Origin of the sequence: Brevundimonas sp. 'scallop', assembly GCF_011045535.1 — a bacterium.
Taxonomy (GTDB): Bacteria; Pseudomonadota; Alphaproteobacteria; order Caulobacterales; family Caulobacteraceae; genus Brevundimonas; species Brevundimonas vesicularis.
This window is the reverse complement of sequence record NZ_CP039382.1, coordinates 974,231-998,179: the sequence shown is the minus strand read 5'-3', so window position 1 is coordinate 998,179 and position 23,949 is coordinate 974,231. Positions and strand designations below refer to the sequence as shown.

23 protein-coding genes are annotated in these 23,949 nt (G+C 67.8%); 8 read left to right on the top strand and 15 right to left on the bottom strand.

Annotated features, from left to right (window positions below; genetic code table 11):
* Positions 1 to 16: 16 nt before the first annotated feature.
* From E4341_RS04890 to E4341_RS04875, 4 genes are read right to left on the bottom strand one after another with little or no spacing between them, the layout of a single operon-like run.
* Positions 17 to 1,243 (bottom strand): DNA-packaging protein, encoded by a 1,227-nt coding sequence (locus tag E4341_RS04890; RefSeq protein ID WP_165115610.1) that lies wholly within the window; start codon positions 1,241 to 1,243, stop codon positions 17 to 19.
* Positions 1,161 to 1,691, bottom strand: coding sequence for a hypothetical protein (locus E4341_RS04885; protein WP_165115608.1), 531 nt, complete (start codon positions 1,689 to 1,691; stop codon positions 1,161 to 1,163). Before E4341_RS04885 ends, E4341_RS04890 begins: the two co-directional genes overlap by 83 nt.
* Positions 1,692 to 1,714: 23 nt before the next feature.
* Positions 1,715 to 2,176, bottom strand: a complete 462-nt coding sequence (locus E4341_RS04880) for a YcgN family cysteine cluster protein (RefSeq protein WP_082503429.1) — start codon at positions 2,174 to 2,176, stop codon at positions 1,715 to 1,717.
* A gap of 40 nt (positions 2,177 to 2,216) precedes the next feature.
* Positions 2,217 to 2,555, bottom strand: a complete 339-nt coding sequence (locus E4341_RS04875; RefSeq protein WP_055803632.1) for a multidrug efflux SMR transporter — start codon at positions 2,553 to 2,555, stop codon at positions 2,217 to 2,219.
* 175 nt (positions 2,556 to 2,730) lie between these two features.
* On the opposite strand from E4341_RS04875, the gene E4341_RS04870 reads away from it, so the two are divergent.
* Positions 2,731 to 4,584 carry an ABC-F family ATP-binding cassette domain-containing protein gene (locus tag E4341_RS04870; RefSeq protein WP_165115606.1) on the top strand — a complete coding sequence of 618 codons (1,854 nt, stop codon included), beginning with the start codon at positions 2,731 to 2,733 and terminating at the stop codon, positions 4,582 to 4,584.
* A 42-nt stretch (positions 4,585 to 4,626) separates the two neighbouring features.
* Here E4341_RS04870 and E4341_RS04865 read toward each other — a convergent pair whose 3' ends face one another.
* Positions 4,627 to 4,800: a hypothetical protein gene (locus E4341_RS04865; protein WP_165115604.1), complete on the bottom strand. Its 174-nt coding sequence runs from the start codon at positions 4,798 to 4,800 to the stop codon at positions 4,627 to 4,629.
* A 92-nt stretch (positions 4,801 to 4,892) separates the two neighbouring features.
* On the opposite strand from E4341_RS04865, the gene E4341_RS04860 reads away from it, so the two are divergent.
* Positions 4,893 to 5,861 carry an alpha/beta hydrolase gene (locus E4341_RS04860; RefSeq protein WP_165115602.1) on the top strand — a complete coding sequence of 323 codons (969 nt, stop codon included), beginning with the start codon at positions 4,893 to 4,895 and terminating at the stop codon, positions 5,859 to 5,861.
* On the opposite strand, the gene E4341_RS04855 is transcribed toward E4341_RS04860, so the two are convergent.
* Positions 5,858 to 8,728: a PAS domain S-box protein gene (locus tag E4341_RS04855; RefSeq protein ID WP_205751362.1), complete on the bottom strand. Its 2,871-nt coding sequence runs from the start codon at positions 8,726 to 8,728 to the stop codon at positions 5,858 to 5,860. The two genes, E4341_RS04860 and E4341_RS04855, sit on opposite strands and share 4 nt — an antisense overlap.
* 727 nt (positions 8,729 to 9,455) lie before the next feature.
* On the opposite strand from E4341_RS04855, the gene E4341_RS04850 reads away from it, so the two are divergent.
* From E4341_RS04850 to E4341_RS04840, 3 genes are all read left to right on the top strand, one after another.
* Positions 9,456 to 10,496, top strand: a complete 1,041-nt coding sequence (locus tag E4341_RS04850; RefSeq protein WP_165115600.1) for an ABC transporter substrate-binding protein — start codon at positions 9,456 to 9,458, stop codon at positions 10,494 to 10,496.
* Positions 10,497 to 10,591: 95 nt separating this feature from the next.
* Positions 10,592 to 11,515, top strand: a complete 924-nt coding sequence (locus E4341_RS04845) for a hypothetical protein (RefSeq protein ID WP_165115598.1) — start codon at positions 10,592 to 10,594, stop codon at positions 11,513 to 11,515.
* Complete coding sequence (locus E4341_RS04840) at positions 11,512 to 12,627, top strand: DUF2336 domain-containing protein (RefSeq protein WP_165115596.1); 1,116 nt, start codon at positions 11,512 to 11,514, stop codon at positions 12,625 to 12,627. Before E4341_RS04845 ends, E4341_RS04840 begins: the two co-directional genes overlap by 4 nt.
* A 250-nt stretch (positions 12,628 to 12,877) precedes the next feature.
* Here E4341_RS04840 and E4341_RS04835 read toward each other — a convergent pair whose 3' ends face one another.
* The 7 genes from E4341_RS04835 to E4341_RS04805 form a co-directional block, all read right to left on the bottom strand.
* On the bottom strand, positions 12,878 to 13,312 hold the full coding sequence (locus E4341_RS04835) for a MucR family transcriptional regulator (RefSeq protein WP_017505833.1): 435 nt from the start codon (positions 13,310 to 13,312) through the stop codon (positions 12,878 to 12,880).
* 150 nt (positions 13,313 to 13,462) lie between these two features.
* A complete protein-coding gene (locus tag E4341_RS04830; RefSeq protein ID WP_165115594.1) occupies positions 13,463 to 14,680 on the bottom strand; it encodes a DUF2336 domain-containing protein in 1,218 nt (405 codons plus the stop codon).
* 43 nt (positions 14,681 to 14,723) lie between these two features.
* A complete protein-coding gene (locus tag E4341_RS04825; RefSeq protein ID WP_165115592.1) occupies positions 14,724 to 14,981 on the bottom strand; it encodes a zinc ribbon domain-containing protein in 258 nt (85 codons plus the stop codon).
* Positions 14,982 to 14,983: 2 nt separating this feature from the next.
* Positions 14,984 to 15,631 (bottom strand): OmpA family protein, encoded by a 648-nt coding sequence (locus E4341_RS04820; RefSeq protein ID WP_165115590.1) that lies wholly within the window; start codon positions 15,629 to 15,631, stop codon positions 14,984 to 14,986.
* Complete coding sequence (locus E4341_RS04815; RefSeq protein ID WP_165115588.1) at positions 15,628 to 16,206, bottom strand: hypothetical protein; 579 nt, start codon at positions 16,204 to 16,206, stop codon at positions 15,628 to 15,630. Before E4341_RS04815 ends, E4341_RS04820 begins: the two co-directional genes overlap by 4 nt.
* Positions 16,207 to 16,376: 170 nt before the next feature.
* A complete protein-coding gene (gene cysK / locus E4341_RS04810; protein WP_066629471.1) occupies positions 16,377 to 17,357 on the bottom strand; it encodes a cysteine synthase A in 981 nt (326 codons plus the stop codon).
* Positions 17,358 to 17,462: 105 nt separating this feature from the next.
* On the bottom strand, positions 17,463 to 18,224 hold the full coding sequence (locus E4341_RS04805; RefSeq protein ID WP_165115586.1) for a LytTR family DNA-binding domain-containing protein: 762 nt from the start codon (positions 18,222 to 18,224) through the stop codon (positions 17,463 to 17,465).
* A gap of 136 nt (positions 18,225 to 18,360) precedes the next feature.
* On the opposite strand from E4341_RS04805, the gene E4341_RS04800 reads away from it, so the two are divergent.
* Both E4341_RS04800 and E4341_RS04795 read left to right on the top strand, forming a co-directional pair.
* On the top strand, positions 18,361 to 19,350 hold the full coding sequence (locus E4341_RS04800) for a dienelactone hydrolase (RefSeq protein ID WP_165115584.1): 990 nt from the start codon (positions 18,361 to 18,363) through the stop codon (positions 19,348 to 19,350).
* A gap of 153 nt (positions 19,351 to 19,503) precedes the next feature.
* The gene (locus E4341_RS04795; protein WP_240893618.1) at positions 19,504 to 20,799 is read left to right on the top strand and encodes a sensor histidine kinase; all 1,296 of its coding nucleotides are present in this window, start codon (positions 19,504 to 19,506) and stop codon (positions 20,797 to 20,799) included.
* On the opposite strand, the gene E4341_RS04790 is transcribed toward E4341_RS04795, so the two are convergent.
* Positions 20,796 to 21,278, bottom strand: a complete 483-nt coding sequence (locus E4341_RS04790) for an Lrp/AsnC family transcriptional regulator (RefSeq protein WP_066629457.1) — start codon at positions 21,276 to 21,278, stop codon at positions 20,796 to 20,798. The genes E4341_RS04795 and E4341_RS04790 overlap by 4 nt on opposite strands.
* Positions 21,279 to 21,362: 84 nt before the next feature.
* On the opposite strand from E4341_RS04790, the gene E4341_RS04785 reads away from it, so the two are divergent.
* Positions 21,363 to 22,271: a DMT family transporter gene (locus tag E4341_RS04785; RefSeq protein WP_066552422.1), complete on the top strand. Its 909-nt coding sequence runs from the start codon at positions 21,363 to 21,365 to the stop codon at positions 22,269 to 22,271.
* Here E4341_RS04785 and E4341_RS04780 read toward each other — a convergent pair.
* Positions 22,268 to 23,761 carry a PAS domain-containing methyl-accepting chemotaxis protein gene (locus E4341_RS04780; RefSeq protein ID WP_240893617.1) on the bottom strand — a complete coding sequence of 498 codons (1,494 nt, stop codon included), beginning with the start codon at positions 23,759 to 23,761 and terminating at the stop codon, positions 22,268 to 22,270. The genes E4341_RS04785 and E4341_RS04780 overlap by 4 nt on opposite strands.
* Positions 23,762 to 23,949 lie beyond the last annotated feature (188 nt).

Genomic DNA, 23,949 nt, shown 5'->3' with positions numbered 1-23,949 from the left:
TTGAAATCTTGAGGCTCTAAAGCCCCCGCAATCGCGGTCCCGCCGACTGCGGCCCCAGCATCAGCCGCGTGATCGCCCACACCAGGGCGTCGGCGCGATCCGGGCTGGGTCCGCCCTCGATGCCCAGCGCCAGCATCTCTTCCTCCAGCGCCGGGAAGGCGTCGCAGTGGACCACCCGCCCCTGTTCATAGAGCAGGGCCACCGGCTCGGCCCGCGCCGCCTTGGACCGCGAGGCGTGGACCATCTCGATCCGGCAAGGACACGCGCTGATGGCCAGAACCGAGCGCACCATGTCGCCGCCCTGATTGCTCTCGGCGACCACCTCGTGCGCGCCGAACTCGCGTGCGGCCGCGCTGACCGCCCCGCCCCAGCTCTGGGGCGAGCGTCCCTGCACCGTCCGGTCGGCCAGTACGAAGGCCTGGCGACCTTTTCGCCCCACGACCACGATGCCGCAGGCGTCTCCGGTCGCGGTCGCCGGCGGATCCACCGCCACGACGATCCGGTCCAGTTCGACCGGCCGCGCGCCTCTGGCCCGTTTCAGATCCGCGATGCGGAACAGGGCGCCCTCGCCCTCGACCACCACGCCTTCCAGCTCCTGCGCCGCCAGCCGCGTCCCGCCATAGACGTCGTTCAGATGCGCCAGAAAGCCGGGCGACAGGTTCTGCGCGTTCAGCGCCGTCGCCGCCCGTTCCGTCACCGTCCCCGCCTCGGCCATCAACCGCCTCAGCGCAGGGATCGGCCGGGGCGTCGTCGTCACCGCCAGCAGCGGCGAGGCCCCCAGCCGTAGTCCGAACCTCAGGTTCGACAGCACCATCTCCGGCCGTCGCCAGGCGCAGAATTCGTCCGCCCAGGCGGCATGAAACTGCGACCCCCTCAGACTGTCGGGATCCTCGGCCGAAAACGCATAGGCCGCCGACTGATTTTTCCACACCAGCCGACGCCGCCCCGCTTCCCAACGCGGCCGGTCGCCCGGCTCCGCCAGCGCCTTGATCCCCGACGCCCCCTCCACCATCACCTCGCGCACATCGTGCAGAGCGGGGCCGACCAGCGCCAGGGTGACGCCGGGTGTCTTTCGCGCCATCTTGTCGATCCAGACCGACCCGGCGAAAGTCTTGCCTGACCCTCGTCCCCCCAACAGAAGCCAGGTCCGCAGGTCGAGGTCACGCGGCTTGTGTTGGTGCTCCAGCAGCCGCGCATGATTGCGCTTCAGCCTTAGCTCGCGCCCGTTCAGCTGCTTCAGCATCCTTTCTCTCGATGATGCTGTCGATCCGCTCGTATTCGACGAGCAACTCTCGTCGGATTCGCTCGTCCTCGGCGGGGTCGTAGGTTCGTCCACCCATCTCGTCCTCTTCGTTGTCGCTCAGGCACAGCAGTCGCATCGCCTCGACCGCCTTGGCCGACCGCGCGATCACCCCGATCTGGCGCGCGACCTTCTCGGCGACGGCGGCGTCCTTGACGTCGGTCTCGCAGACGCTTTTCGCCGTCTCCTCGATCTTGGCCTTCATCATCAGGAACAGGGGCTCCATCCACCCGGCGCAGGACGCAGCCGTCTCGCGCGCGCCGCAGCCGCCCTCTCCGTCTTCCCGATTTCCCGTCATGCCCAAACCATAGCGGACCAGCGTCCTCAGGCCGGAAGAACGCCCACACAATTCGCCAATGGCTTGTTTTCTCAGCCTTTCAACCAGCGTCATTGCGCTGGCTAGGGGGTGCTACCCTATCGCTCCCGGCCGCGTTCGACCGTCCATTCCGGCGCCTCGAAATCCAGCGCATCTTCCGGCTCGGCCAGCGACAGCTCCGAAATCGTCTGGCCCCGCACCGACACGCCCGCCGTATGGACCGTCTCGCGACTGCCCGAGATCAGATGATGCCATTTGGCCAGCGGCCGCCCCTCGTGCAGCCGGCGATAGGCGCACGACTTGGGCATCCACTCCAACGCCTCGATGTTTCCGGGCGTCAGCTTGATGCAGTCCGGCACCTGGGCCTTGCGGTTCGCATAGTCCGAACAGGCGCAGGCGTCGGGGTCGAACAGCTTGCAATGCACCCGGGTCGGAATGACCTCGCCCGTATCCTCATCCTCGAACCGGATCACGCAGCACAGCCCGCACCCGTCGCACAGCCCCTCCCACTCGGAAGGCGACATCTCGGCCAGGGTCTTGGTTTCCCAGTAGGGCTGCATGGCGCGCCTCATACGCGCCGCGCCGCCGCTTGTCACAGCCTCAATGCCCGACCGTCTTGGAGAACAGGTTTATCACCACCACTCCGCCGACGATCATCGCCAGCCCGACCATCGCCGGCAGGTCCAACCTCTGGCGGAACACCACCGTCCCGATCACCGAGATCAGCACCACCCCCAACCCGCTCCAGATCGCATAGGCGATCCCCACCGGCATCTGCCGCAAGGCGATCGACAGCAGATAGAAGGCCAGGCCGTAGCAGACCGCCATCCCCGCCGTCGGCCAGGCCCGCGTGAACTGCTGCGAGGCCTGCAGCATCGTCGTGCCCGCCACCTCCAGCGCGATGGCGCCCAGCAGCGCGGCCCAGGTGATCATGCTCATGACAGGCCCATAGCCCGGCCCGACGCCCGGCCGCAAATCCACAGCCTGCGGCTCGTATCGCCTTTCCAGTGGCGAAATGGGCCTGAACCCCTTAGATCACACCCGTTTCCGCCCCCCTCCGCCGCGCTGTGCGCGGTTTCCCTCTCCGGCGTCGCCCGAGAGGATCGAAAGTCACATGGCAGCCAGACCCCCTCTCGTCGCACTCAAGGACGTCCGTCTTCAGGACGGCCAGCGCCCCCTCTTCGACGGCGTCGACCTTGCGGTCGAACCGCGCAGCCGCGCCGCCCTGGTGGGGCGCAACGGCGCGGGCAAGTCCACCCTGATGAAGGTCGTCATGGGCCTGATCGAGCCGGACAGCGGCGACCGCTCCATCCAGTCCGCCGTCCGCTTCGCCTATGTGCCGCAAGAGCCGGATCTCAGCCCGCCCTCAAGTAGCGCCCGCGATAGGGCGACAAAGGAGTGGACCCTGCTGGACTATGCGTCGTCGGGCGAGGCCGAGACATGGACGGCCGAAAGCTGGCTGGAGACCTTCGGCCTGAACCCGGCGAAGTCGACGCAAGGGTTGTCTGGCGGCGAAACCCGCCGCGCCGCCCTGGCCAAGGCTTTCGCCGAAGAACCCGACCTGCTGCTGCTGGACGAGCCGACCAACCACCTCGACATCCTGGCCATCGAACTGCTGGAGAACGAGCTGATTCAGGCCCGGTTCGCCCTGCTGGTCGTCAGCCACGACCGCGCCTTCCTGAACCGCGTCACCAACACCGTCCACTGGCTGGAAGGCCGCCGCGTCCGCACCCTGAACAAGGGCTTCGTCGAGTTCGACGAATGGTCCTCCAAGGTGCTGGAGGAAGAGGCCGAATCCCTGCGCCGCCTGACCAAGACCATCGAGCGTGAGACCGCCACCTTCTACTCCTCCATCACCGCTCGCCGCAGCCGCAACGAGGGCCGCGCCCGCTCGCTCCAGGCGCTACGCGCCGAACGCGCCGAGAAGATGAAGGACGTGCCGCGCGAACTGTATCTCGGCGTCGATTCCGGCTCGACCTCGGGCAAGCTGGTCGCCGAGATCAAGCATGTCTCAAAGGGCTTCAACGGCCGCACCCTGTTCAAGGACCTGACCACCCGCATCATCCGCGGCGACCGTCTGGGCATCGTCGGTCCTAACGGCGCGGGCAAGACCACCCTGGTCAAGACCCTGCTGGGCGAACTCGCGCCCGACGAGGGTACGGTGCGCATGGGCGCGAACCTCGAGCCAGTCTATCTGGACCAGTCGCGCGAGGGGCTGAAGTCGGACATGACCCTGTGGGACGCCCTGACCCCGGGCGGCGGCGACAGCATTCTGGTGCGCGGCGTGTCCAAACACGTCGCCGCCTACGCCAAGGACTTCCTGTTCTCCGAGGCCCAGCTTCGCCAGCCGATCTCGACCCTGTCGGGCGGCGAGCGCAACCGCCTGCTGCTGGCCAGGGCGTTGGCCAAGCCGGCCAATATGCTGATCCTCGACGAACCGACCAACGACCTGGACATGGACACGTTGGACAAGCTGGAAGAGCTGCTGGAGGGCTATGACGGCACCCTGATCCTGGTCTCCCACGACCGCGATTTCATCGACCGCCTGTCCACCTCGACCCTGGCTTTGAACGGGCGCGGCGACATCGTCGAGACCCCCGGCGGCTGGACCGACTTCATCCGCCAGAACCCCGGCTTCCTTCAGCCCGGTTCGAACCCCCGCCCCCAGGACAAGGCCGCCGCCCAGCGCGCCGCCGCGGCGCCCCCGCCCGCCGTCGCCCCCAAGAAGACCGCCAAACTCTCCTTCAAGGACGCCCACCGCCTGAAGGAGCTGGAAGCCCTCATCGACACCTTGCCCGCGACCATCGCCAAACACGATGCGACCCTGGCCGACCCCGGCCTCTACGCCCGCGACCCGAAGGCTTTCGACGCCGCCATGAAGGCTGCCGAGAAAGCCCGCGCCGAGCTGGAATCCGCCGAACTGGAATGGCTGGAGCTGGAAGAGAAGAAGGCGGCCCTGGCGGGATAGAGACCGAACGGCTCGTCACTTTGGCGAGGACGGCTTTAGGGCCTAACCCTGACTGTCCGGATCCCCGGGCGGCGTCTTCGCCGCGCCCCGGTTCTGCATCACGCTGACGGCGATGCAGGCGACCAGGCCGAACGCAAACCACAGGCCGAACTTGCCCGTCAAAAGCCCGATCAGGCCAAAGATCAACAGGACGCCGAAGGGGGTGAGCCGTTTCATGGGGCGGACGATAACCGGCTTTGTCGTGGCTGACGAGGCTGCGCCAAAGGCCCGGACTTGAAACCAAACCCGCCGCTGCACACTCAAGCTTCATGACCCTGCGCAGCCATCTCGTCGAATTCGCCCCGCCCCAGCAGGCGGCGGTGCGGCGGATCAACGCCGTCCTCGCCCGCGCGCCCCGTCTGCGCACCGACGGCTGGCGGATCGATGCGGGCCAGCGGCTGTCGCTGTGGCTGGACGTGGCCGCCGGGCGGGTCACCACGCCGCGTCTCAGGAAGCGCGGCGTCACGGTGGAGATCATCCAGACGGACGGCGATCACCCCGTTCCTTTGCGCATCCTGCATCCGACGGGCACGCCCCGCGCCGTCATTCTGGACATCCACGGCGGCGGCTGGGTGCTGGGCAGCGCCGGGCTGAACGACCGGCTGAACGCCCATCTGGCGCACCACGGCTTCTGCGTGGTCTCGGTGGATTATCGCCTGCTGTCCGAGCGGCGTCAGATCTATATCGACGCCGCCATCGCCGACTGTCTGGCCGCCGCCTATTGGACGGTCACGAATGTCGATCGACTGGGCGCCTCGACCCTGTTTCTGGCGGGCGAATCCGCCGGCGGGCATTTGGCCGCCCTGACCGCCGTCGCCCTGCGCGACCAGGGGCTGATTGATTTGGTGAAGGGCTGCGTCTTCACCTACGGCGTTTTCGATCTGTCGGGCACCGAAAGCGTGCGTTCGGCCGGGCCAGAAACCCTGCTGTTCAACGGCCCGACGATGCAGGCCGATCTGGCGCGCCTGGCGCCGGATCGCGACGAGGCGGCCTTGCGCCAGCCCGACGTCTCGCCGCTGTATGCCGACCTGACCGGCCTGCCGCCCGCCCTGTTCCTCGCCGGCGAACAGGACCCTCTGTTCGAAGACAGTCTGTTGATGGCCACCCGCTGGGGCGAGGCCTCTGACGCCGACCTGATCCGCGTGCCCGAGACCCCGCATGGCTTCCTACATTTCGGCGGCCCGGCCGCGCGCGGCGCGCGCAAGGCGATCCGCACCTGGCTGAACGCCCGGCTTTAGCTCGCCTCGATCAGCTCGCGGATCCGGCTGCCCAGCGCCTCCATGGCGAACGGCTTGGTCATGACGTGCATGCCGGGATCCAGGTGCCCGTTGCCGACCACCGCATTCTCGGCATAGCCGGTGATGAACAGCACCTTCAGGTCCGGCCGATCGATCCGCGCCGCATCCGCCATCTGACGCCCGTTCATCCCGCCCGGCAGACCCACATCAGTCACGAGCAGGTCGATCCGCGCGCCCGATTGCAGCAGCTTCAGCCCCGCCACGCCGTCGGACGCCTCGATGCACTGATAGCCCAGCTCATGCAGGATTTCGGCGACCAGCATCCGTACCGTCGGCTCGTCGTCCACGACCATGACCGTCTCGCCGGCCTGGGCGCGCGGAGCCTGTTCGACCTCGGGGATCAGATCGGCGTCGTCCACCTCGCCGAAGTGGCGCGGCAGATACAGGCAGATCATCGCCCCCTCGCCCGCCTCGGAATAGATTCGCACCTGCCCGCCCGACTGGCGCACGAAGCCATAGATCATCGACAGGCCCAGGCCCGTCCCCTCGCCCAGCGGCTTGGTGGTGAAGAAGGGCTCGAACGCGCGCGCCGCCACCTCGGGCGCCATGCCCGTGCCGGTGTCGCTGACGCAGATGGAGACATATTGGCCCGGCTCCAGATCCTGGGCCTTGGCCGTGCGCGCGTCGATCCAGCGATTGGCGGTCTCGATGGTCAGACGCCCCCCGCTCGGCATAGCGTCGCGCGCATTGATGCACAGGTTCAGCACCGCGTTTTCCAGCTGGTGCGCGTCGATCAGCACGGGCCACAGGCCGGCGCCGGCGACCACCTCGACCTCGATGCCCGGCCCGGTCGTGCGCCGCACCAGATCCTCCATCCCGCGGATCAGGCGGTTGGGATCGGTCGGCTTGGGATCCAGGGTCTGACGCCGCGAGAAGGCCAGCAGCCGGTGCGTCAGGGCCGCCGCGCGTTTCGCCGCCCCCTGCGCCGCCACCGTGAACCGCTCCACCTCGGCATGACGCCCCTGCGCGATGCGGTTGGTGATCAGTTCCAGGTTGCCGCTGATGCCGGCGAGCAGATTGTTGAAGTCGTGGGCGATGCCGCCGGTCAGCTGTCCGACCGCCTCCATCTTCTGGCTCTGGCGCAGCGCCTCCTCGGCCTGCATCAGGGCGCTGGTGCGTTCGGCGACCTGTTCTTCCAGCGTCTCGTTGAACCGCGCCAATTCGGCCGACTGGCGGCGCAGGTCCTCGATGTCGGTGTTGGACCCGACCCAGCGCAGGATCCGCCCCTCTTCGTCGTGCACCGGCTCGGCCCGAACCATGAAGGTGCGATAGACGCCGTCGTGGCGGCGGATGCGGAACTCGTTCTCATAGACCTGGCCGCTGGCCAGGGCCTGGACCCATCGCTCGGACGCCCAGTCCAGGTCGTCCGGGTGAACGACCTTGCCCCACCCGGTCGTGCCGTCCAATGCGCCCTCTGCAAGGCCGGAGTAGGCATAGACCTGGGGGTTGAACCAATACAGCGACCCGTCCGCCCAGCTGGCCCAGATCTGGATCGGCGTGGCCTGGGCGAAGACCCGGAACTGGGCCTCGCTGTCGCGCAGGGCCGCCTCGCTGCGGGCACGCTCGGTCGCCGTGCGAACCCGTTCGGCCACCTCGCGCATCAGCCGCAGGTCGCTGTCCGAATAGTGGCGCGGCGTCGCGTTGTTGACGAAGACCATCGCCACGACCCGCCCCTGTTCCATCAGCGGCATGTTGACGAAGGACCCCGCGCTGATCCGCTTCAGCACGTCGGCCGTGTCGGCGGTGCGCGGGTCCAGCGCGACATCGGCGATCGCCACCGTCTCGCCGCGCTTGATGTCCTCGATGTAGGAGCCGTGTTCGCGGAAGGCCAGGGTGCCGGCGATGCTGCTCACCCCCGGCTGGTTGAAGTCGCGCGCGATGGTGATCGTCTCGGCGACCGTGTCCACCGTGCCGTATCCCGCCCGGCTGACGCCCATGGTGCGGGCCAGAACCTCGGCCGAGGCCTGGGCGATGTCGCCGGCGTCGGTCAGGTCGCGGATCGCGTCGTTCAGCTCCAGCAGGGCGTTCTGGCGCGTCTCGCTCTGTTTGCGCTCGGTGATGTTGTTGAACAGGATCGCGACCTGCCAAGCGCCCGGCTGGCCGATCCTCAGCGCCTGCACGTCATACCAGCGACCGAAGATGTCGGCCGGGTTCTCGAAACGGACCGGCTCGCCCGTCCGCGCCACCCCGCCGTAGAGATCGAACCAGTGCTGCTCCAGCCCCGGCGCGATCTCGCTGACCCATTTGCCGTAAGGGTCGACCAGGCCGGTCATCTCTTCGAAGGCCTTGTTGCCCTCGACGATCCTGTAATCGACCGGTCGATCGGCCGCGTCGAACTTCATCTCGATGACGCAGAAGCCCGTCGCCATCGCCGCGAACAGGGCGCCGTATCGCGCTTCGCTCAACGCCAGCGCCTGGTCCGCCCGGTGGCGATCCGACACGTCCATCCCCTGGATGAACACGCCCCAGACCCGACCGTCCTCCTTCAACGGCTGGAAGACGAAATCGACGTAACGGTCCACGATCTCGCCGCCCGGCTCGGCCTGAACGGCGTACAGGGCGCTGTCGGCCCGGTGCGCCTCGCCGCTGCGGTAAACTTGGTCCAGCAGATCCAGATAGCCTTGCGCCACCGCATCGGTCAGCACCTCGCCCACCGTGCGCCCGATCACCTCGCGGTGGCCGATCACCTTCTGGTAGTTGGGATTGGTCAGCTCGAACCGATGGTCCGGGCCCGTGACCAGCGCCATGAACCCCGGCGCATGGGCGAACATCTGGGCCAGCTGGCTGCGATTGATACCGATAGACAAGGCGTGGTCAGAGCCGGTGTTGGACAACGAATTCCCCCAAGGACTTTTGTCCGTTGATCACAGAACCCAAAGCGCGCCGCACGGTTGCAGCGCAATGTGTCCGACGCCGGACATAGCGCTCTATCGCCGCGTTTCTGTGGACAAGACAAGACGCTGATCCGCAATCGCGAATTTGATCCGTCCACCGATGTTCACAGGCTTGTCCACCGCCGCCGGGCCAATCGTGCACACTGGGGCGAGTTCGGGCGCTTGCCTCATAGCCGGTTTCGTCCGAACGTCAACAGGCCAAGGGACACGGGGCAGCGGAAATCCAGGGAGACCTGGACCTCCAGCGAACCGGCCCGGCTCTCCGACCCGGCGCTTCGGGCGATCTTCGGATCGTAACGTGCGACAGGCGGGATCCAGGCTCCAGTCTTCGACGGTCTTCGGATCGACGGCAGACAGGAGAACCGGATCGGGATCGACGGACGACGCGGCCGCAATGCCGTGGGACGCCGAAGACCAGGAGCGCGACAGGATACAGCCGACCGCCCTTTCGGGTTCGCTCGAAACGGCGCTGACGCCAAGGTCCAGACCCGAACGGCCAAGTCCAACCCGGACTTGGCGAGGGGACGAAGCTGACGGGTCCGCCCGCACGCTTCGTCCCCTCGCTCAATTGGGGCGCCGACAACGCGGCCGACTGACGCTCTGCCTTCCCAAGGCCCCTATCGCCCCGTAAGTCAGGGGCATGAGCTTGTTGGGGAATCGCCTGCTGACCCGTCGCCGTGCGCTGATCGCGGGCGGTGCGGCTGTGGCGGCGGGGACGATCGGGCTTCGGGCCTGCGGGCGGGCCGAGGCGCCGGTGGACGAACAGGGCCGGGTGCGCCTGCGTTTCGCCACCGACTGGCGCGCCCAGGCCGAACAGGGCGGCTTCTATCAGGCGCTCGCCAGCGGGGCCTATGAGAAGCGCGGGCTGAACGTCCAGATCGTCCAGGGCGGCCCCGGCGTGAACGTGCCGCACCTGCTGGCCTCGGGCGCGGTCGAACTGGGCATGGGCTCCAACAGCTTCATCCCCCTGAACCTGGTCGCGTCCGGTGCGCCGGTGAAGGCGGTCGCCGCCTTCTTCCAGAAGGATCCGCAGGTCTTGATGGCCCATCCCGACGCGGCGCTGGAGACTATCGCCGATCTGGCCGGCCGACCCTTCCTGCTGTCCGGGGCCGGGATCAGCACCTTCTGGGTCTGGCTGAAAGCCAAATACGGCTTTACCGACGAGCAGCTGCGCCCATTCGCCTATGACCCCGCCGCCTTCATCGCCAATGCGCGGGCTGTGCAGCAGGGCTATCTGACCAGCGATCCCTACGCCATCGAACAGACGGCCGATTTCGACCCGCGCGTCTTCCTGCTGGCCGACGAGGGCTATCCCTCCTACGCCGCCATGGTCCTGGCGCCAAACGCCTTCGCCCGCGACAATGCGGCGGCGCTGCGCAGCTTCATCGCCGCCTCGGCGGAAGGGTGGCGCGACTATATCCGCGGCGACGCCTCGGCCGCCGACGCTCTGATCCGCAAGGACAACCCGGACATGACCCAGGCTGTGCTGGATCAGGCCCGCGAGCGCCTGCGCGACTACGCCATCGTCGATGGCGGCGACGCGGCGCTTTACGGCCTTGGCGCCCTGACCGAGGAACGTTGGCAAGCCTTCTTCGATGTGACCTCGAAAGCCGGGGTTTACGAGGTCGGTCTGAACTGGCGCGACGCCTTCACCGACAACTATCTGCCCGGTCGCGGCTGACACGCGGTCGTTGTCGAATCCTGGCTTCACATTAGCGCGGGATTAAGGGTCCGAGCCCTAGTGTGTGCGCTGGAATTCCTCTCCGGAGAGCCGCCGTGCGCCGCGCCCTCGCAGTTTCGATCGTCCTGACCGCCGTCAATCTGGCGGCCGGCGCCGCCGTGGCGCAGCAGGCGCCGACCAACGCGTCGGGCCTGCGCTACCTGTCCTGGCCCGGCAAGCCGGCGGTCGCCGCGCGCGCAACCCCGACGCCCGCCGTCATCCAGGCCGAGGCGCCCGCCCCGACCGTGACCGCCGCAAATCGCACCCTGCCCGGCGCCATCCCCCTGGCCCGCCTGTCGCCCGCGCCTTCGGTCACCCCCTCGATCTCCACGCCGCGCAGCAACGGCCTGACGCCCGCCAGCGCCTGGATGCCCCAGCGTGCCCCGATGCAGGCCGAGCCTGCGCATAGTGCACCCGTAGAGGCCGCACCCGTAGAAACCGCACCGCCGCAGGCGACGGCGACGCGCGTCGCGCCCTCGCCCTATGTTCCGGAGCCGCAGCCTTCCGCGCCTCAACCTGAGCCTGAACCCCAGATGCAGGCCGAGCCGGCGCCCATCCCGCAACAGGCCGCGCAGGCCGAGCCGCAACCCGCGCCCCAGACTGCAGTTCAGCCCGCGCCCCAGCCGGCGGTCGCCGACCCGATGGCCCCGCGCCGCGACGCCCCTATCTATCGCCTGCAACGGCCCCAGGCCGGCGCGCCGCTGGACGCCGCCGCCGTCGCCGCCAGAGGTCAGGCCGCCCCGACGCCCGCAGCCGGCGACAACAGCGCCCGCTACTATTCGGTTCACCGCCAAGCCGGCCGCCACCCCGACGCCATCCCTGCGCCGCAGCAGACCTACCTCGACGCCCTGCCCGTCCAGATGGCCCAGACGCCGCAATCCAGCGACCTGGCCCAGCCGGACGGTCCGCCTGCCCTGATCCGCAACGCCAACGGCAGCCTGCGCGCCGTGCCCCAGACCGAAGCCGACAACCTGCCATGAGCGATCGCGCCGTGATCGAACCTGCCGAGATCAAAGGCTCGCGCCTGCCCGAACTCATCGCCCTGGCCAGCGAGGAGTCCAGCGAGAAGCGTCGTCTGCTGCTGCGCGAACTGACGGCCCACTTCTTCGGCGCGCCTTCGCCGAACGCCAATGAAACCGCGCTCTACGGCACGGTGTTGGCCAAGTTGTCGGCCGAGATGGAGGTCGCGGTCCGCGCCGAACTGGCCGCCCGTTTCGCCCAGGCCCCCAACGCCCCCCACAGCCTGATCCGCCGTTTCGCCGACGACGAGATCGAGGTCGCCGAACAGGTTCTGCGCGCCTCCACCGTCTTGACCGACGAGGATCTGATCCAGGTCGTGCGCAAGCGCAGCCAGGGCCATCTGCGCGCCGTCTCAGGCCGCGCGACGGTATCCGAGGCGGTTTCCGACGTCATCGTCGAGCACGGCGACGACGACACCTTGAACACCCTGCTGCGCAACGACGGCGCCCAGCTGTCGCGCGCCGCCTCCGAAACCGCCATCGAGCGCGCCAAGGCCAATCCGGCCCTGCACGCCGCCACGGTCGAGCGCCAGAGCCTGCCCGCCGACCTGCTGAACGAGATGTATTTCGTCGTCGAGGCGCGGCTGCGTCACCAGATCCTGGAACAGAACGCGCGCATGGATCCGGCCCTGCTGGAGGCGGCGCTGGCCGCCGGCCGCACTCGCGTCGCCACCGACGACGGCGCCCTGCCGGCCGACTATGCTGAGAACCTGGCCTATATCGATGAGCTTCAGGCCGCCGGCCAGCTGACGCCCCAGACCCTGATCCGCTTCCTGCGCTCCAACGGCCGCACGCCCTTCCTGATCGCCCTGTCCAAGCTGGCCGACATCGACTTCCACACCGCGCGCGGCATTGTCGAGCGCAAGGATCTGGATGCCCTGTCAGTGGTCTGCAAGGCGGCCGACATGGACCGCGCCGTCTATCTGACCTACGCCGTCGCCGTCCTGGGCGCCGAGGACAATCCGATGGGCAAGGCCGCCGCCTATGGCCGCATGTACGGCGAACTGACCCGCGACGCGGCGCTGCGCACCCTGCGCTTCTGGCGCATGCGCCGGACCGCCCAGGCAGCGTAAGCAGTAATGATTTCTCCCTCCCCCTGCGGGGGAGGGTGGTCGCGCAGCGACCGGGTGGGGGCGGCCCGGGCACGGGCGCACTCCTTTGACAGACCAGGTCCGTGGGACGTCGTCCGGTTGTCCCCACCCGCCTTCGGCTGCGCCTCAGCCACCCTCCCCGGTACGGGGAGGGAGAATGCTCGTGCGCCCCCAAAGCAAAAACGCCCGCCTCCTGATGGAAGCGGGCGTCTCCAGACCGAAAAACCTCGGCTTATTTCTTCGCGCGGGTTCCGGCGGCGCGGGCGGGCTTGCGGCCGCCTTGGCCCAGGCCCATCGACTTGGCCAGTTCCGAACGCGCCTTGGCGTAGTTCGGAGCGACCATCGGATAGTCTTTCGGCAGACCCCATTTGGTGCGGTATTCTTCGGGGCTCATGTCGTATTTGGTGCGCAGGTGGCGCTTCAACGACTTGAACTTGCGGCCGTCTTCCAGGCAGATCAGGAAATCGGGCGCGATCGACTTGCGGATCGGCACCGCCGGTTCCTTGGGTTCAGGTTCGGCCTCGACCGGACCGTTCGACACACCCGATAGGGCGGCGTGAATATTGGCGATAAGCGCAGGCAGGGCCTCTGCCGAGACCGAGTTATTGCCGACATAGGCCGACACGATGTCTGCGGTCATCTCCAGCAGTTCGGGCTTATCTTCCATTATCGGCTTCGCTTTCCTGATTTATTGAGTTCGGCTGATTCTCCAACCGAACGACCCCAATAGCGTCATAGGGTTGTTTCGCCGCGAAAGCAAACACGCGTATAAGCGGTGCGATATGCACGTCTATGCATTCGACTTTAGTGATCAGACCTATCGGCCGAAGTCTTCGGCCAGCACCATCATCGCCGCCCGCTCCGGCGCCGAATATTCATCGACGGCGTCATCCTCGCCGTCGCGAATGGCGCGCAACAGCGTGGGCGTCAGGGCCGACGACAAAGACCAGTTCCAGTAACGCAGCACCGTCTGGGCGCGATCGACGGCCAGCATTTCATAGGTGATCTGCACGCGCTCCCAGTCGGGATGGATCTTGCCGTCCGCTGTCGTCTCGGGCCGCCGCATCGAGCGCCACAGATTGGTCAGATCGACGCGCGACATCCCCGTCGCCTTGCACAGGATCGCCAGCGGCTCGCCGCCAGGATCGCCCAGCAGCTTGGCCCCCGTCAGCGGCTTGATCCCCGCCAGGAAGGCGATCTCGGACGCCGTCTCGCGCGTCAGGCCATCGCTGGCGGCGACCATGACGGCGTGTTCAAGATTGTCGAACGGGCTCTTTTCGATGGCCGCGCGATTGCGCTGACGGCGCTCGATGAACTGAAGCGCCTTGCGCGCGACAGGATCGGACCAGCTTTCGTCATTGGCGATGGCGAAGACGTCCTCGGACGCCTCCTGCATGACTTCGCGCGATACGGCGAACCGTTGCAGGATGGTGCGGCGATCCTCGGGCGCGCACCACCAGAACATGACATAGGCGCCTGACGGCCTCAGCTCGGACCGCTTCAGCAAGGGGCTGCACAGGCTCGGCGACTGGCGGCTCAGGCCCACCACCGTCTCGATGCCCAGCTGCGACAGGCGCGCGGTCGTATTGCGCAGCACCGCCTCGATCACCTCCATCTCGCCGAAGGAGAACAGGGTCTCGGTCACGATCTCCGACAGGCCCCGGCGCACCGCCAGCAGCATCCGGTGTTCGAAACTGGCGTCGCGCGCACAGCCGACGATATCCGCATCGCTCAGGGAGGCGCATTGTTCGATCAGCAATCCGGCGATGTCCGGATCGTCGCGCAACAGGATGCGCGCCACGCTGTTGGGCAGTTCGGCCAACGGCGCCAGACGCGCCGCCACGCGTTTGCGCTCATCGTGCGAGGCCAGCCGCAGCATCTCGACCAGCAGGTCGCCCGTCACCGCCCGCTCAAAGGCGTTGATGCGGCTGGCGGGCAGGGACACGACGTCGGCCAGACGCTTCAGCAGCGCCCGGCGCGCACGCAGCGGCGGCGGCGTCGCCTCTTCCCCGATCATGGCTGCCAGATCGCCCATCCCCCCACTTTAGAAGCGAGCGGTTAACCGGGCGTGAGCCGGATCAGCTCTTGTTGACTACCACCACGATGGCCAGGATCACGAAAGCGATGACCGCCAGCACCCGCGCGATCCACGGCGCGGCGACGAAGACGCCCAGGACGGTGATCCCGCTCTTGACCGCATCGGGCCGCGTCAGGGCCTCCTTGAACGTGCCCGACGGCGGCGCCGCGTCGCCCGCGATCGGATGGCCGCAGTTGGGACAGGCGACCGCCGCCTCAGACACCTGACGCCCGCAGGCGGGGCAAGGGATCAAGGCCATGCTCAGCCTCCCGCGCGCGGCGTGATGCGGATCTCGACGCGGCGGTTCTTCTGACGCCCGTCGGGATCGTCCGAGCCGTCCGGCTTGACGTTGGGGGCAACGGGCCTCCGCTCGCCAAAGCCCTCGGCGCCCAAGGTGCGCCCGGCCTCGCGTTGCAGCCGCGCCGCCACCGCCCGCGCGCGGCGCAGCGACAGGCCCTCGTTATAGGCGTCGTCGCCCTTGGCGTCGGTATGGCCGCCGATGCTGACCTGGGCCTGCGGATAGCTTTTCAGCAGTTCCGCCGCCCGCGTCAGGGCCGGCTCGGCGTCCGCCCGGATCGTCGCCTTGTCGAAGTCGAACAGAACATCGGCCGGCAGGTCGATCACGATCACCCCGTCGGTGCGCCGCGCGTTCAGCTCGCTCAGCAGGCTGCGGGTCGTCTCGACCCGTTCGGGCGCGACCTCGGACGAGACGAACACGCTTTCCAGCGCGCTGTCCGGCCCCGACTTGGCGAAGGTGGACCGGGGCGCGGCCATGTCCTTTTCGAAGGTTGAGCGCAGGCCGATGGCGCTGCCGCTCATCAGCCGCACCGTCAGGGCCGAGGCGACGCAGGGCGTCAGACCCGCGGCCAACAGCGCCGCCGCCATGGCGGGCGCGTGTCGTCCCGTCATCCGGCCGCTCCGCTCGTCGCGTTCTGGGCAGCCTGGGCCGTCAGCGGAATGGTCATGCGCAGGAACGGACCGATGATGCTGTCCGACGTCGAGCCCTCGTTAAATACGACTGAAATCTGGTTCACCCCGGCCGGCACCGCGCCCATGAAGACCAGGCGGCCGTTCATGGTATCGCCCTTGACGATATTCATGTTCGGATTGCCCTCGGGCGGCTTCAGTCGCAGCTTCTGGCCGTTGGGCAGTTCGATATAGGTGGCGTTGGTCGCCATCTGCACATTGTTCGTCATGTCGCTGGCGAACGAGATGCTGACGTCCAGGATGGTCGCGTCCTCGGCCAGATCGACGTTCTTGACCCGAACCGTGGCGCCCACATCGGTCACGCCCTGCACATCCACCGGCACATTGCGGATCTGGCGCGGCTGGGCGGTGACGGGGGTGTTGGCGGCGGCTGCGGCCTGTTGCTCGGGCGACATCGACGGATCGACCGCCGCCTTGTCGTCATTGTTGGAACAGGCGGCGAGCGCCAGGGCCGAGACCCCGGCGACGGCGATCAGGCGAAGGGCGGCGACAGGCATAAAACGCTCCGGCGTTGTTGATCCGCCGCGCGCCGTCCCTCATCCCAAGCGGAGCCGCACGCGCGTCCGTTATCGAACACGCGAACGGCCTAAAGGCTCCGCTTGGAGCGTGATCGTTTTTTGACGAAGCCGTGCGGCGGCGGCGTCAAAAAGCGTGAATCATGCTCCCTTCAAAGCCCTTCGAAAAGCGCGGTCGACAGATAGCGTTCGGCGAAGGACGGGATGATCACCACGATGGTCTTGCCGGCATTCTCCTCGCGCGCGGCGATGCGGAAGGCGGCGGTCAGGGCCGCACCCGAGCTGATGCCGACGGGGATGCCCTCGACCCGCGCGGCCTTTCTGGCCATGTCGAAACTGTCGTCGTTGGACACCTGCTCGACCCCATCGACCACCGACGGATCATAGATGGCGGGCACGAAGCCAGCGCCGATGCCCTGGATTTTGTGCGGGCCGGGCGCGCCGCCGGACAACACCGGAGAGGCCTCGGGCTCGACGGCGATGAACTGCACCGACGCCTTCTTGGCCTTCAGCGCCTGGCCCACGCCCGAGATGGTGCCGCCGGTGCCGACGCCGGCGACGACGATGTCCACCGCACCGGCCGTGTCGTTCCAGATTTCTTCGGCCGTCGTGACGCGGTGAATGGCGGGATTGGCCAGGTTCTCGAACTGCGACGGGCTGACGGAGTTCGGCGTGGTCTCCAGCAGTTCCTGCGCCCGCGCGATCGCGCCCTTCATACCCTTTTCGGCCGGCGTCAGCTCAAGCCGCGCGCCGAGAAGCGCCAGCATCTTGCGCCGCTCGATCGACATGCTTTCGGGCATGCAAAGCGTCAGCTTCAGCCCCTTGGCCGCCGCCACAAAGGCCAGGGCGATGCCGGTGTTGCCGCTGGTCGGCTCGATCAGCACCGTGTCCTGATCGATCTTGCCAGCCTCCTGCAACGCCTCGACCATGGCCACGCCGATCCGGTCCTTGACCGAGGCGATCGGGTTGAAGAACTCCAGCTTGGCCAGCACCGTCGCCTTCGTATCGTATTCCGCCGACAGACGCGGCAGCCGCACGATGGGGGTGTCGCCGATGGTGTCGACGATCGAGTCATAGACCTTGCCCCGGCCCTTCTTCAGGTGGCGGGACGCATCATAGCTGAAGTCGGTCATGGAAAAGGTCTCCTCGAATGCTGGCGCACAACAGATAAGGCCTTGCCGGCCCACGCAAGGGGTGACGCGCGATGATTTCTGCGAACGACCGTCAGAACCCTTGACCTAAAGCCAGCCGGCGGCCCGCAGATTGGCCACCCGCGCGCGCGACACCGGCGCCGTCAGACCACCGGTCAGGGCCAGGCGCAGGTTACGGCCGTCCTCGACGACCCCGACGATGGCCGCGCGCGCCACCCACCACGAGCGATGGGTCTGAAGCCCCTCTACGCCCTTCAACGCCGAGACGGCCTGCGACAGCGACATCAGAACAAGCTGCGACCCCCGCGTCGTATGCACGCGTACATAATGGTCTTCCATTTGCAGGCAGATCAGGTCACGCCCCAACCCCGTAGGCAGGGTGCGCGCAAAACCCGGATCGCCTTCACCTGCTCGCGTCGCCGCATCGGACGTCCGCATCCGCAACAGGGCGTAGAGCGCCACATAGACGGCCCCGATCAGCAGGGCCTGTCCATACCATTCGACCCAGCCGACACGTTGGCGAATGCCGGGCCACAGGATCACGGCGATGATCCGGCTGATCAAGGCGGTCGGCCCGCTGGCGACGGCGATCAGCATGGGCAGCCAGAACCGCATGGACACGCGTCTGCGGCGCATCCTGGGCCAGGCCCAGCGGATCGCAGCGCCGAACACCGCGCCGCTGATCACCAGAACCGCCGTCCAATAGCCGATCCGCACCGCCAGCCCATCGTTGAAGAAGCTGCCGAAGGGACCGACCGCGCCCAACACCGCCCCCGTCAGCGCGCAGGCCGCCAGATCGACGGCCCAGGCGCGCGGCGTATTCAGTCTGTCAGCGGCGTTCTGCGTCATCGTCCCTTCCCTCGTCAGCCCACTATCGTCGAACCCTTCGCCCGTCCACGCAACCGTTCGCCCATTGGCGAAATGCGACTGGCGCTTGCTCGCCGTCGGCCAGAACCCTGGCCCGTCTCGACCAAAGGAAACCGACATGACCCATCGCTCGCCGCCCCAAAACCTGATCGCCGGCCTCAGCCTGGCCCTGATTCTTCTGGCCGGCGCCGCATCGCCCGTGCAGGCGACCGCGCCACAAGCCCGAGGCCCGGCGCGCGCCCAGACCGACCCGCAGGCGCCCGACCAGGTCTTCACCTTTCCCGGCGGACCGGACGGCGCGGTCGAGGCCGGGGTCTGGCTGCCGAGCCGCCGCGCCGATGGCCGGCCCGCGCCTCTGGTCGTCATCTCGCACGGCAACGGCGGCGGTTTGCGCAGCCATGCCGACACCGCCAGAGCCCTGGCCGACGCCGGCTTTGTGGTCGCCGCCCTGACCCATCCCGGCGACAACTATCGCGACATGAGCCGCTCCACCCAACTGACCAATCGCGCGCCCCAGCTCAGCCGCCTGATCGACTATATGACCGGCGACTGGTCCGCGCGGCCGGGCGGCGTCGCCATCGATCCGAACCGCATCGGCGCCTTTGGCTTCTCGGCGGGCGGCTTCACGGTCACCTCGGCCATTGGCGGGGTCTCGGACGCGGCGGCCATCGGCGACCATTGCCAGGCCCATCCCGGTTTCTTCGCCTGCCGCCTGCTGGACGCGATGGGGATCGACCTGTCGACCTGGCGTCCGCGTGCGAAGGACGACCGGATCAAGGCCGCCGTCATCGCCGCCCCGGCCCTGGGTTTCTCCTTCACGTCCGACAGCCTCGCCGCCGTGCGCATTCCGGTTCAGCTGTGGCAGGCGGGCGCCGACGACATTCTGCCCGCGCCCTATAATGTAGAGCCGATCCGCGATCGGCTGGGCGCCGCGCCCGAGTACCACCGCGTCGAAGGCGCAGGTCATTACGACTTCCTGCCGCCCTGCTCGCCGGCCCTGGCGACCGAGGCGCCGCAGATCTGCACGCCGACGCCACACTTCGACCGCGCTGATTTTCACAAGGATCTCAATCGCGAGATCGTCCGCTTCTTCCAGCGAACGCTGTAGCGCCGCGGGGACCGGCCCAGCCGAAACCAATACGGATGACCATGGCTCTTGCCGCTCCACGCAAGGGGTGACGCGCGATGATTTCTGCGCAAACCTTTCAGAGCGGCTATGTCAGCCTATATGTCGCCGTCGCGCGAACCGAGATTTCCGTCCTTGCCCCACACCCGCCCGCCCTCCGACCCCGGCCTGACCCCGGAGATCGCCGAACTGGTCGCCGAGGTGTGGGCCGACGCGGCGGCACAGACCCAGATCCAGATGGACGATCCGGTCGCGCCCAAGGTTGAGGATGCGCCGACGCCCGAGACCCGTTCCATCGCCGACGAGCTGCGCTATCGCCTGAAGCAGCAGTCGCTGCTGGCGCGTTTCGGCGAGGTGGCCCTGCGCGAACGCGATCGTCAGGCACTGCTCGACGCCGCCTGCGTGGTCTGCGCCGACGGCCTGGAGACGCCCCTGTCCAAGGTGCTGATCCACAATGAAAGCCGCGACCGGCTGGTCTTGGTCGCCGGCGTGGGCTGGAGCGGCGAGGTCGAGGGTCACGCCTCGCTGGGCGTCGAGCTGGATTCACCTGCCGGCTACGCCTTCCAGACCGGCAAGCCGCTGATCTCCAACCATCTGGAGAACGAACAGCGCTTCCATACGCCCAAGCTTCTGGCCGACCACGGCGTGCGGCGCGCCATCAACGTCCTGATCCGGCCCGAACTGGACGGCGAACCCTGGGGCGTGCTGGAGGTCGACAGCCCCGACGAGGGTCAGTTCGACGCCCGCGACGCACTGTTCCTGGACGCCTTCGCCGCCGTCGTCGGCGCCGCCATCGCCCGCCAGCAGACCGAGCAGCGGCTGCTCGCCGCCATCGAACATCAGGCCCTTCTGACGCGAGAGGTCAGCCACCGGGTCAAGAACAGCCTGTCCCTGGTCTCCAGCCTGCTGTCGATGCAGGCGCGCGGCGCGGCCTCCGACGAGGTGCGCGCCGCCCTGGCCACGGCCGGGTCGCGCATCCAGGCCATCAGCCAGGTCCACGACCAACTGTGGCGCGGCGCCGACGTCCAGACCGTGATCCTGTCCGACTTCCTGTGCCAGCTGTGCGAGGCCATCGACGCCGGCAGCGACCGCCATGTCGTCACCTGCGAGGCGTCCGATGCGCCGCTGGGCGCCGACATCGCCATCCCGCTCGGTCTGATCGTGAACGAGCTGGTCACCAACGCCATCAAATACGCCTATGGCCCCGAGGGCGGAGGCGTCTCGGTCACAGGCCGCATCGCCGACGGACGCCTAACCGTCACCGTGGCGGACCAAGGCAAGGGCTTCGACCTGATCGCCGCCCGCAGCGACCGCAGCCTGGGCATGCGCGTCATCGACAGCCTGGTCCGCCAGATCGGCGGCACGATCGAGAACCGCAGTCCTGATTCGGGCCAAGGCGCGACCCTGGTGGTTGAGGCCCCGGCGACCTAGCGCTCCAGCACCGCCCGTCCCGGATCGAAGCCGACGACCTCGCGGATGACGATCATGCTCTTGAAGCCGCGCACGCCCTTTTCGGGGACCAGTTCGCGAATGCCGAAGGCCTCATAGTCCTGCATGGAGCGCACGGCGACGGTGAGCAGATAGTCGGTTTCGCCCGTCACGTCCCAGCAGCCCTGAACCTCGGGGCTGGCCTTCATGGCGCGCTGGAAGGCGTCCATGACTTTACGATCCTGGGTGTTCATCTCGACCTGGACATGCAGGACGATGCGCGGCTCGACCCGGGCCGGATCAATCACGGCGACGTCGGCGGCGATGACGCCCTCGGCCCGCAGGCGACGCAGGCGGCGCAGGACGGCGGATTCCGATAGACCCACCGCCTCGGCCGTCACCCGCGCCGGCTCCAGATTGTTGCGCCGGACCCGCATCAGCAGCTTATGGTCGAAATCGTCGAGCGTGACGAAATTCGTCATTACAGAGTCTCCAGTGACGATTTCCGTCGCATTCAAGCGGAAAATCGCCGGGAAGCGCAAGCGGCGTTACGCTAGCTTTACGCCATGACGTCGCTGGCCCTGAAAACCCACCTGAACTCGCCGCTGGCGGCGCGCCTGGTCCCCTATCTGGCGCTGTTTGCGGGTATGGTGACGCTGGCGTGCGGCACCTCCTTCGCCAAGACCCTGTTTCCAGCGATCGGGGCGGAGGGGACCTCGGCCTATCGCGTCGGAATTTCGGCCGTTCTGCTGGTCGCCGTCTTCCGGCCCTGGCGGTTCCGCCTGACCCGCGCGGACCTGGGCGCCATCGCGCTTTACGGCGTCGTGCTGGGGGCGATGAACCTCAGCTTCTACATGGCCCTGCGCACCATTCCGTTGGGTCTGGCCATCGCCATCGAGTTCATTGGGCCCCTGACCCTGGCCCTGATCCATTCCCGAAAGCCCATCCATTTCGCCTGCATCGGTCTGGCCGTCGTGGGCTTGGGCCTGCTGCTGCCGATCAAGGCCGGCGCCGGCGCGCTGGATCCCGTCGGCATGGCGCTGGCGGCCTTCGCCGGCCTGTGCTGGGCGCTGTACATCGTCTTCGGCAAGCGGCTGTCGCACCTGCACGCCGGTCAGTCGGTGGCGCTGGGCATGAGCGTGGCGGCCATGGTCGTCGTGCCATTTGGCGTGGCCCATGCGGGCGCCGCCCTGCTGAATCCCGCCATCATCCTGGCGGGCGTGGCGGTGGCGATCTTCTCCAGCGCCCTGCCCTATTCGCTGGAAATGGTCGCCTTGCGCAGCATCCCCAAACGCACCTTCGGCGTGGTGCTCAGCGCCGAGCCGGCCGTCGGCGCACTGGCGGGGCTTGCGATTCTGCACGAGCACCTGACGGGCCAGCAATGGCTCGCCATCGCCGCCATCGTCGCCGCCTCGATCGGCGCCATCGCGACGACGCGGGAGGCGAAGATCGAGCTGGAGCCGAGCGCGCCCTAGAACTCTTCCCAGCCCGCGCTCGACGCCGCAGTCGCGCCGCCGCTGGCGAAGGCCCGGATGCGGGCGCGTTCGCGGGCCAGGGGGACGGGGGCGGCGGCTTGCGACAGGTCGTGGATGCGGGTCTGAGCCGGCGCCTCGCCCGTCTCGAACCGTTCGACCAGCAGGGCCAGTTGTTCGGTTTCGGACTTCAGGCTCATGGCGGCGGCTGTCGTTTGTTCGACCATGGCCGCATTCTGCTGGGTGACCTGGTCCATCTGGTTGACGGCCGTGTTGACCTGGCTCAGCCCCGTCGCCTGTTCCTGAGCCGAGGCGGCGATCTCGCTGACCAGGGCGTCCATCTCCGCCACCTTGACCGCGATCGCCGACAGAGCCGCGCCGGTCTCGTCGACCAGCTTGACCCCTTGCGCCACCTCCTGGCCCGAGGTGGTGATCAGGGTCTTGATCTCCTTCGCGGCTTCCGCCGAACGCTGCGCCAGAGCCCGCACTTCGGAGGCGACGACGGCGAAGCCGCGTCCCGCCTCTCCCGCCCGCGCCGCCTCGACCCCGGCGTTCAGGGCCAAGAGATTGGTCTGGAACGCGATCTCGTCGATCACCCCGATGATATCGCTGATCTGGGCCGAACTGCGCTTGATGCCGTCCATCGCCGCGATCGCCTGGCGCACCACTTCGCCCGACCGGTCCGCCTCGGCGCGCGCGCCCAGGGCCGCAGCCGAGGCCTGTTTGGCGCCGTCCGCGCTGCGCTTCACCGTGGCGGTGATCTGGTCCAGCGCCGCGGCCGTTTCTTCCAGACTGGCGGCCTGCTGTTCGGTGCGGCGCGACAGGTCGTCAGACGCGCTGGAGATTTCGCCCACCCCGCCCCTCAGACCCGACACGGCCCGCAGCGCCTGTCCCATCGTCTGGCGCAGGCTTTCGACCGCAGCGTTATAATCGTCGCGCACCCGCACATGGTCGCCCTTCACCGGCGCATCAATCCGCGCGGTCAGGTCGCCGGCCGACAGCTTGTTCAGCACCCCAGCCAAGGCATCGACCAGCAGGGTCTGGGTGCTTTCCGCCTCGACCCGTTCGGCCTCGCGGCGCCCGGCCTCCTGCTCGTCGGCGGTGATGTCGATGGCCAGTTTGATGACCTTGGTCGGCCGCCCGTCGGGGCCGAACACCGGATTGTAGGAGGCCTGCAGCCAGACCTCGCGGCCGCCTTTGGCCAGGCGGCGGAACTTGCGCGCCAGGAACTGCCCCGCGTTCAGCTCGCGCCAGAAGGCGGCGTAGTCGGGCGAAGCCGCCTCGGCCGGGTCCATGAAGGTCCTGTGGTGGGCGCCCCGGATCTCGTCCAGACTATAGCCCATCGTGGTCAGGAGGTTCTGGTTGGCGTCGATGATGGTGCCGTCCAGCTTGAACTCGATCACCGCCTGCGACCGGCCGATGGCGGCCATCTTGCCCTCCAGATCGATCAGCCGATCCTGCATGTCCGATGACTTCGGTTTACGCGCGAACATAGGCCCCAACCTCTTCGCTATCGGCCGGCCCCCGCCCGCCTCGGTTGCAAGATTAACAGGCTAATTAGTTGAAAAACCGTTTCACGTTTGAGTTGCAATCGAGACGCAATAATCGCTGGCCTATCCCCCGCCTTTCGGCAGCGCTTCATCGCTCGTTAACCACGATGGCGCATCTGTTAACGCCTGTT

Excerpts from the sequence above, each read along its gene's own strand:
- E4341_RS04875 (WP_055803632.1), bottom strand. The coding sequence starts at position 2,555 with ATGAGCATGATCACCTGGGCCGCGCTGCTGGGCGCCATCGCGCTGGAG.
- E4341_RS04825 (WP_165115592.1), bottom strand. The coding sequence starts at position 14,981 with ATGGCCTTGATCCCTTGCCCCGCCTGCGGGCGTCAGGTGTCTGAGGCG.
- E4341_RS04805 (WP_165115586.1), bottom strand. The coding sequence starts at position 18,224 with ATGACGCAGAACGCCGCTGACAGACTGAATACGCCGCGCGCCTGGGCC.
- E4341_RS04815 (WP_165115588.1), bottom strand. The coding sequence starts at position 16,206 with ATGCCTGTCGCCGCCCTTCGCCTGATCGCCGTCGCCGGGGTCTCGGCC.
- E4341_RS04800 (WP_165115584.1), top strand. The coding sequence starts at position 18,361 with ATGACCCATCGCTCGCCGCCCCAAAACCTGATCGCCGGCCTCAGCCTG.
- E4341_RS04835 (WP_017505833.1), bottom strand. The coding sequence starts at position 13,312 with ATGGAAGATAAGCCCGAACTGCTGGAGATGACCGCAGACATCGTGTCG.
- E4341_RS04785 (WP_066552422.1), top strand. The coding sequence starts at position 21,363 with ATGACGTCGCTGGCCCTGAAAACCCACCTGAACTCGCCGCTGGCGGCG.
- E4341_RS04865 (WP_165115604.1), bottom strand. The coding sequence starts at position 4,800 with ATGAAACGGCTCACCCCCTTCGGCGTCCTGTTGATCTTTGGCCTGATC.
- E4341_RS04860 (WP_165115602.1), top strand. The coding sequence starts at position 4,893 with ATGACCCTGCGCAGCCATCTCGTCGAATTCGCCCCGCCCCAGCAGGCG.
- E4341_RS04780 (WP_240893617.1), bottom strand. The coding sequence starts at position 23,761 with ATGTTCGCGCGTAAACCGAAGTCATCGGACATGCAGGATCGGCTGATC.
- cysK (WP_066629471.1), bottom strand. The coding sequence starts at position 17,357 with ATGACCGACTTCAGCTATGATGCGTCCCGCCACCTGAAGAAGGGCCGG.
- E4341_RS04790 (WP_066629457.1), bottom strand. The coding sequence starts at position 21,278 with ATGACGAATTTCGTCACGCTCGACGATTTCGACCATAAGCTGCTGATG.
- E4341_RS04870 (WP_165115606.1), top strand. The coding sequence starts at position 2,731 with ATGGCAGCCAGACCCCCTCTCGTCGCACTCAAGGACGTCCGTCTTCAG.
- E4341_RS04890 (WP_165115610.1), bottom strand. The coding sequence starts at position 1,243 with ATGCTGAAGCAGCTGAACGGGCGCGAGCTAAGGCTGAAGCGCAATCAT.
- E4341_RS04880 (WP_082503429.1), bottom strand. The coding sequence starts at position 2,176 with ATGCAGCCCTACTGGGAAACCAAGACCCTGGCCGAGATGTCGCCTTCC.
- E4341_RS04830 (WP_165115594.1), bottom strand. The coding sequence starts at position 14,680 with ATGGGCGATCTGGCAGCCATGATCGGGGAAGAGGCGACGCCGCCGCCG.
- E4341_RS04820 (WP_165115590.1), bottom strand. The coding sequence starts at position 15,631 with ATGACGGGACGACACGCGCCCGCCATGGCGGCGGCGCTGTTGGCCGCG.
- E4341_RS04850 (WP_165115600.1), top strand. The coding sequence starts at position 9,456 with ATGAGCTTGTTGGGGAATCGCCTGCTGACCCGTCGCCGTGCGCTGATC.
- E4341_RS04840 (WP_165115596.1), top strand. The coding sequence starts at position 11,512 with ATGAGCGATCGCGCCGTGATCGAACCTGCCGAGATCAAAGGCTCGCGC.
- E4341_RS04885 (WP_165115608.1), bottom strand. The coding sequence starts at position 1,691 with ATGACGCTGGTTGAAAGGCTGAGAAAACAAGCCATTGGCGAATTGTGT.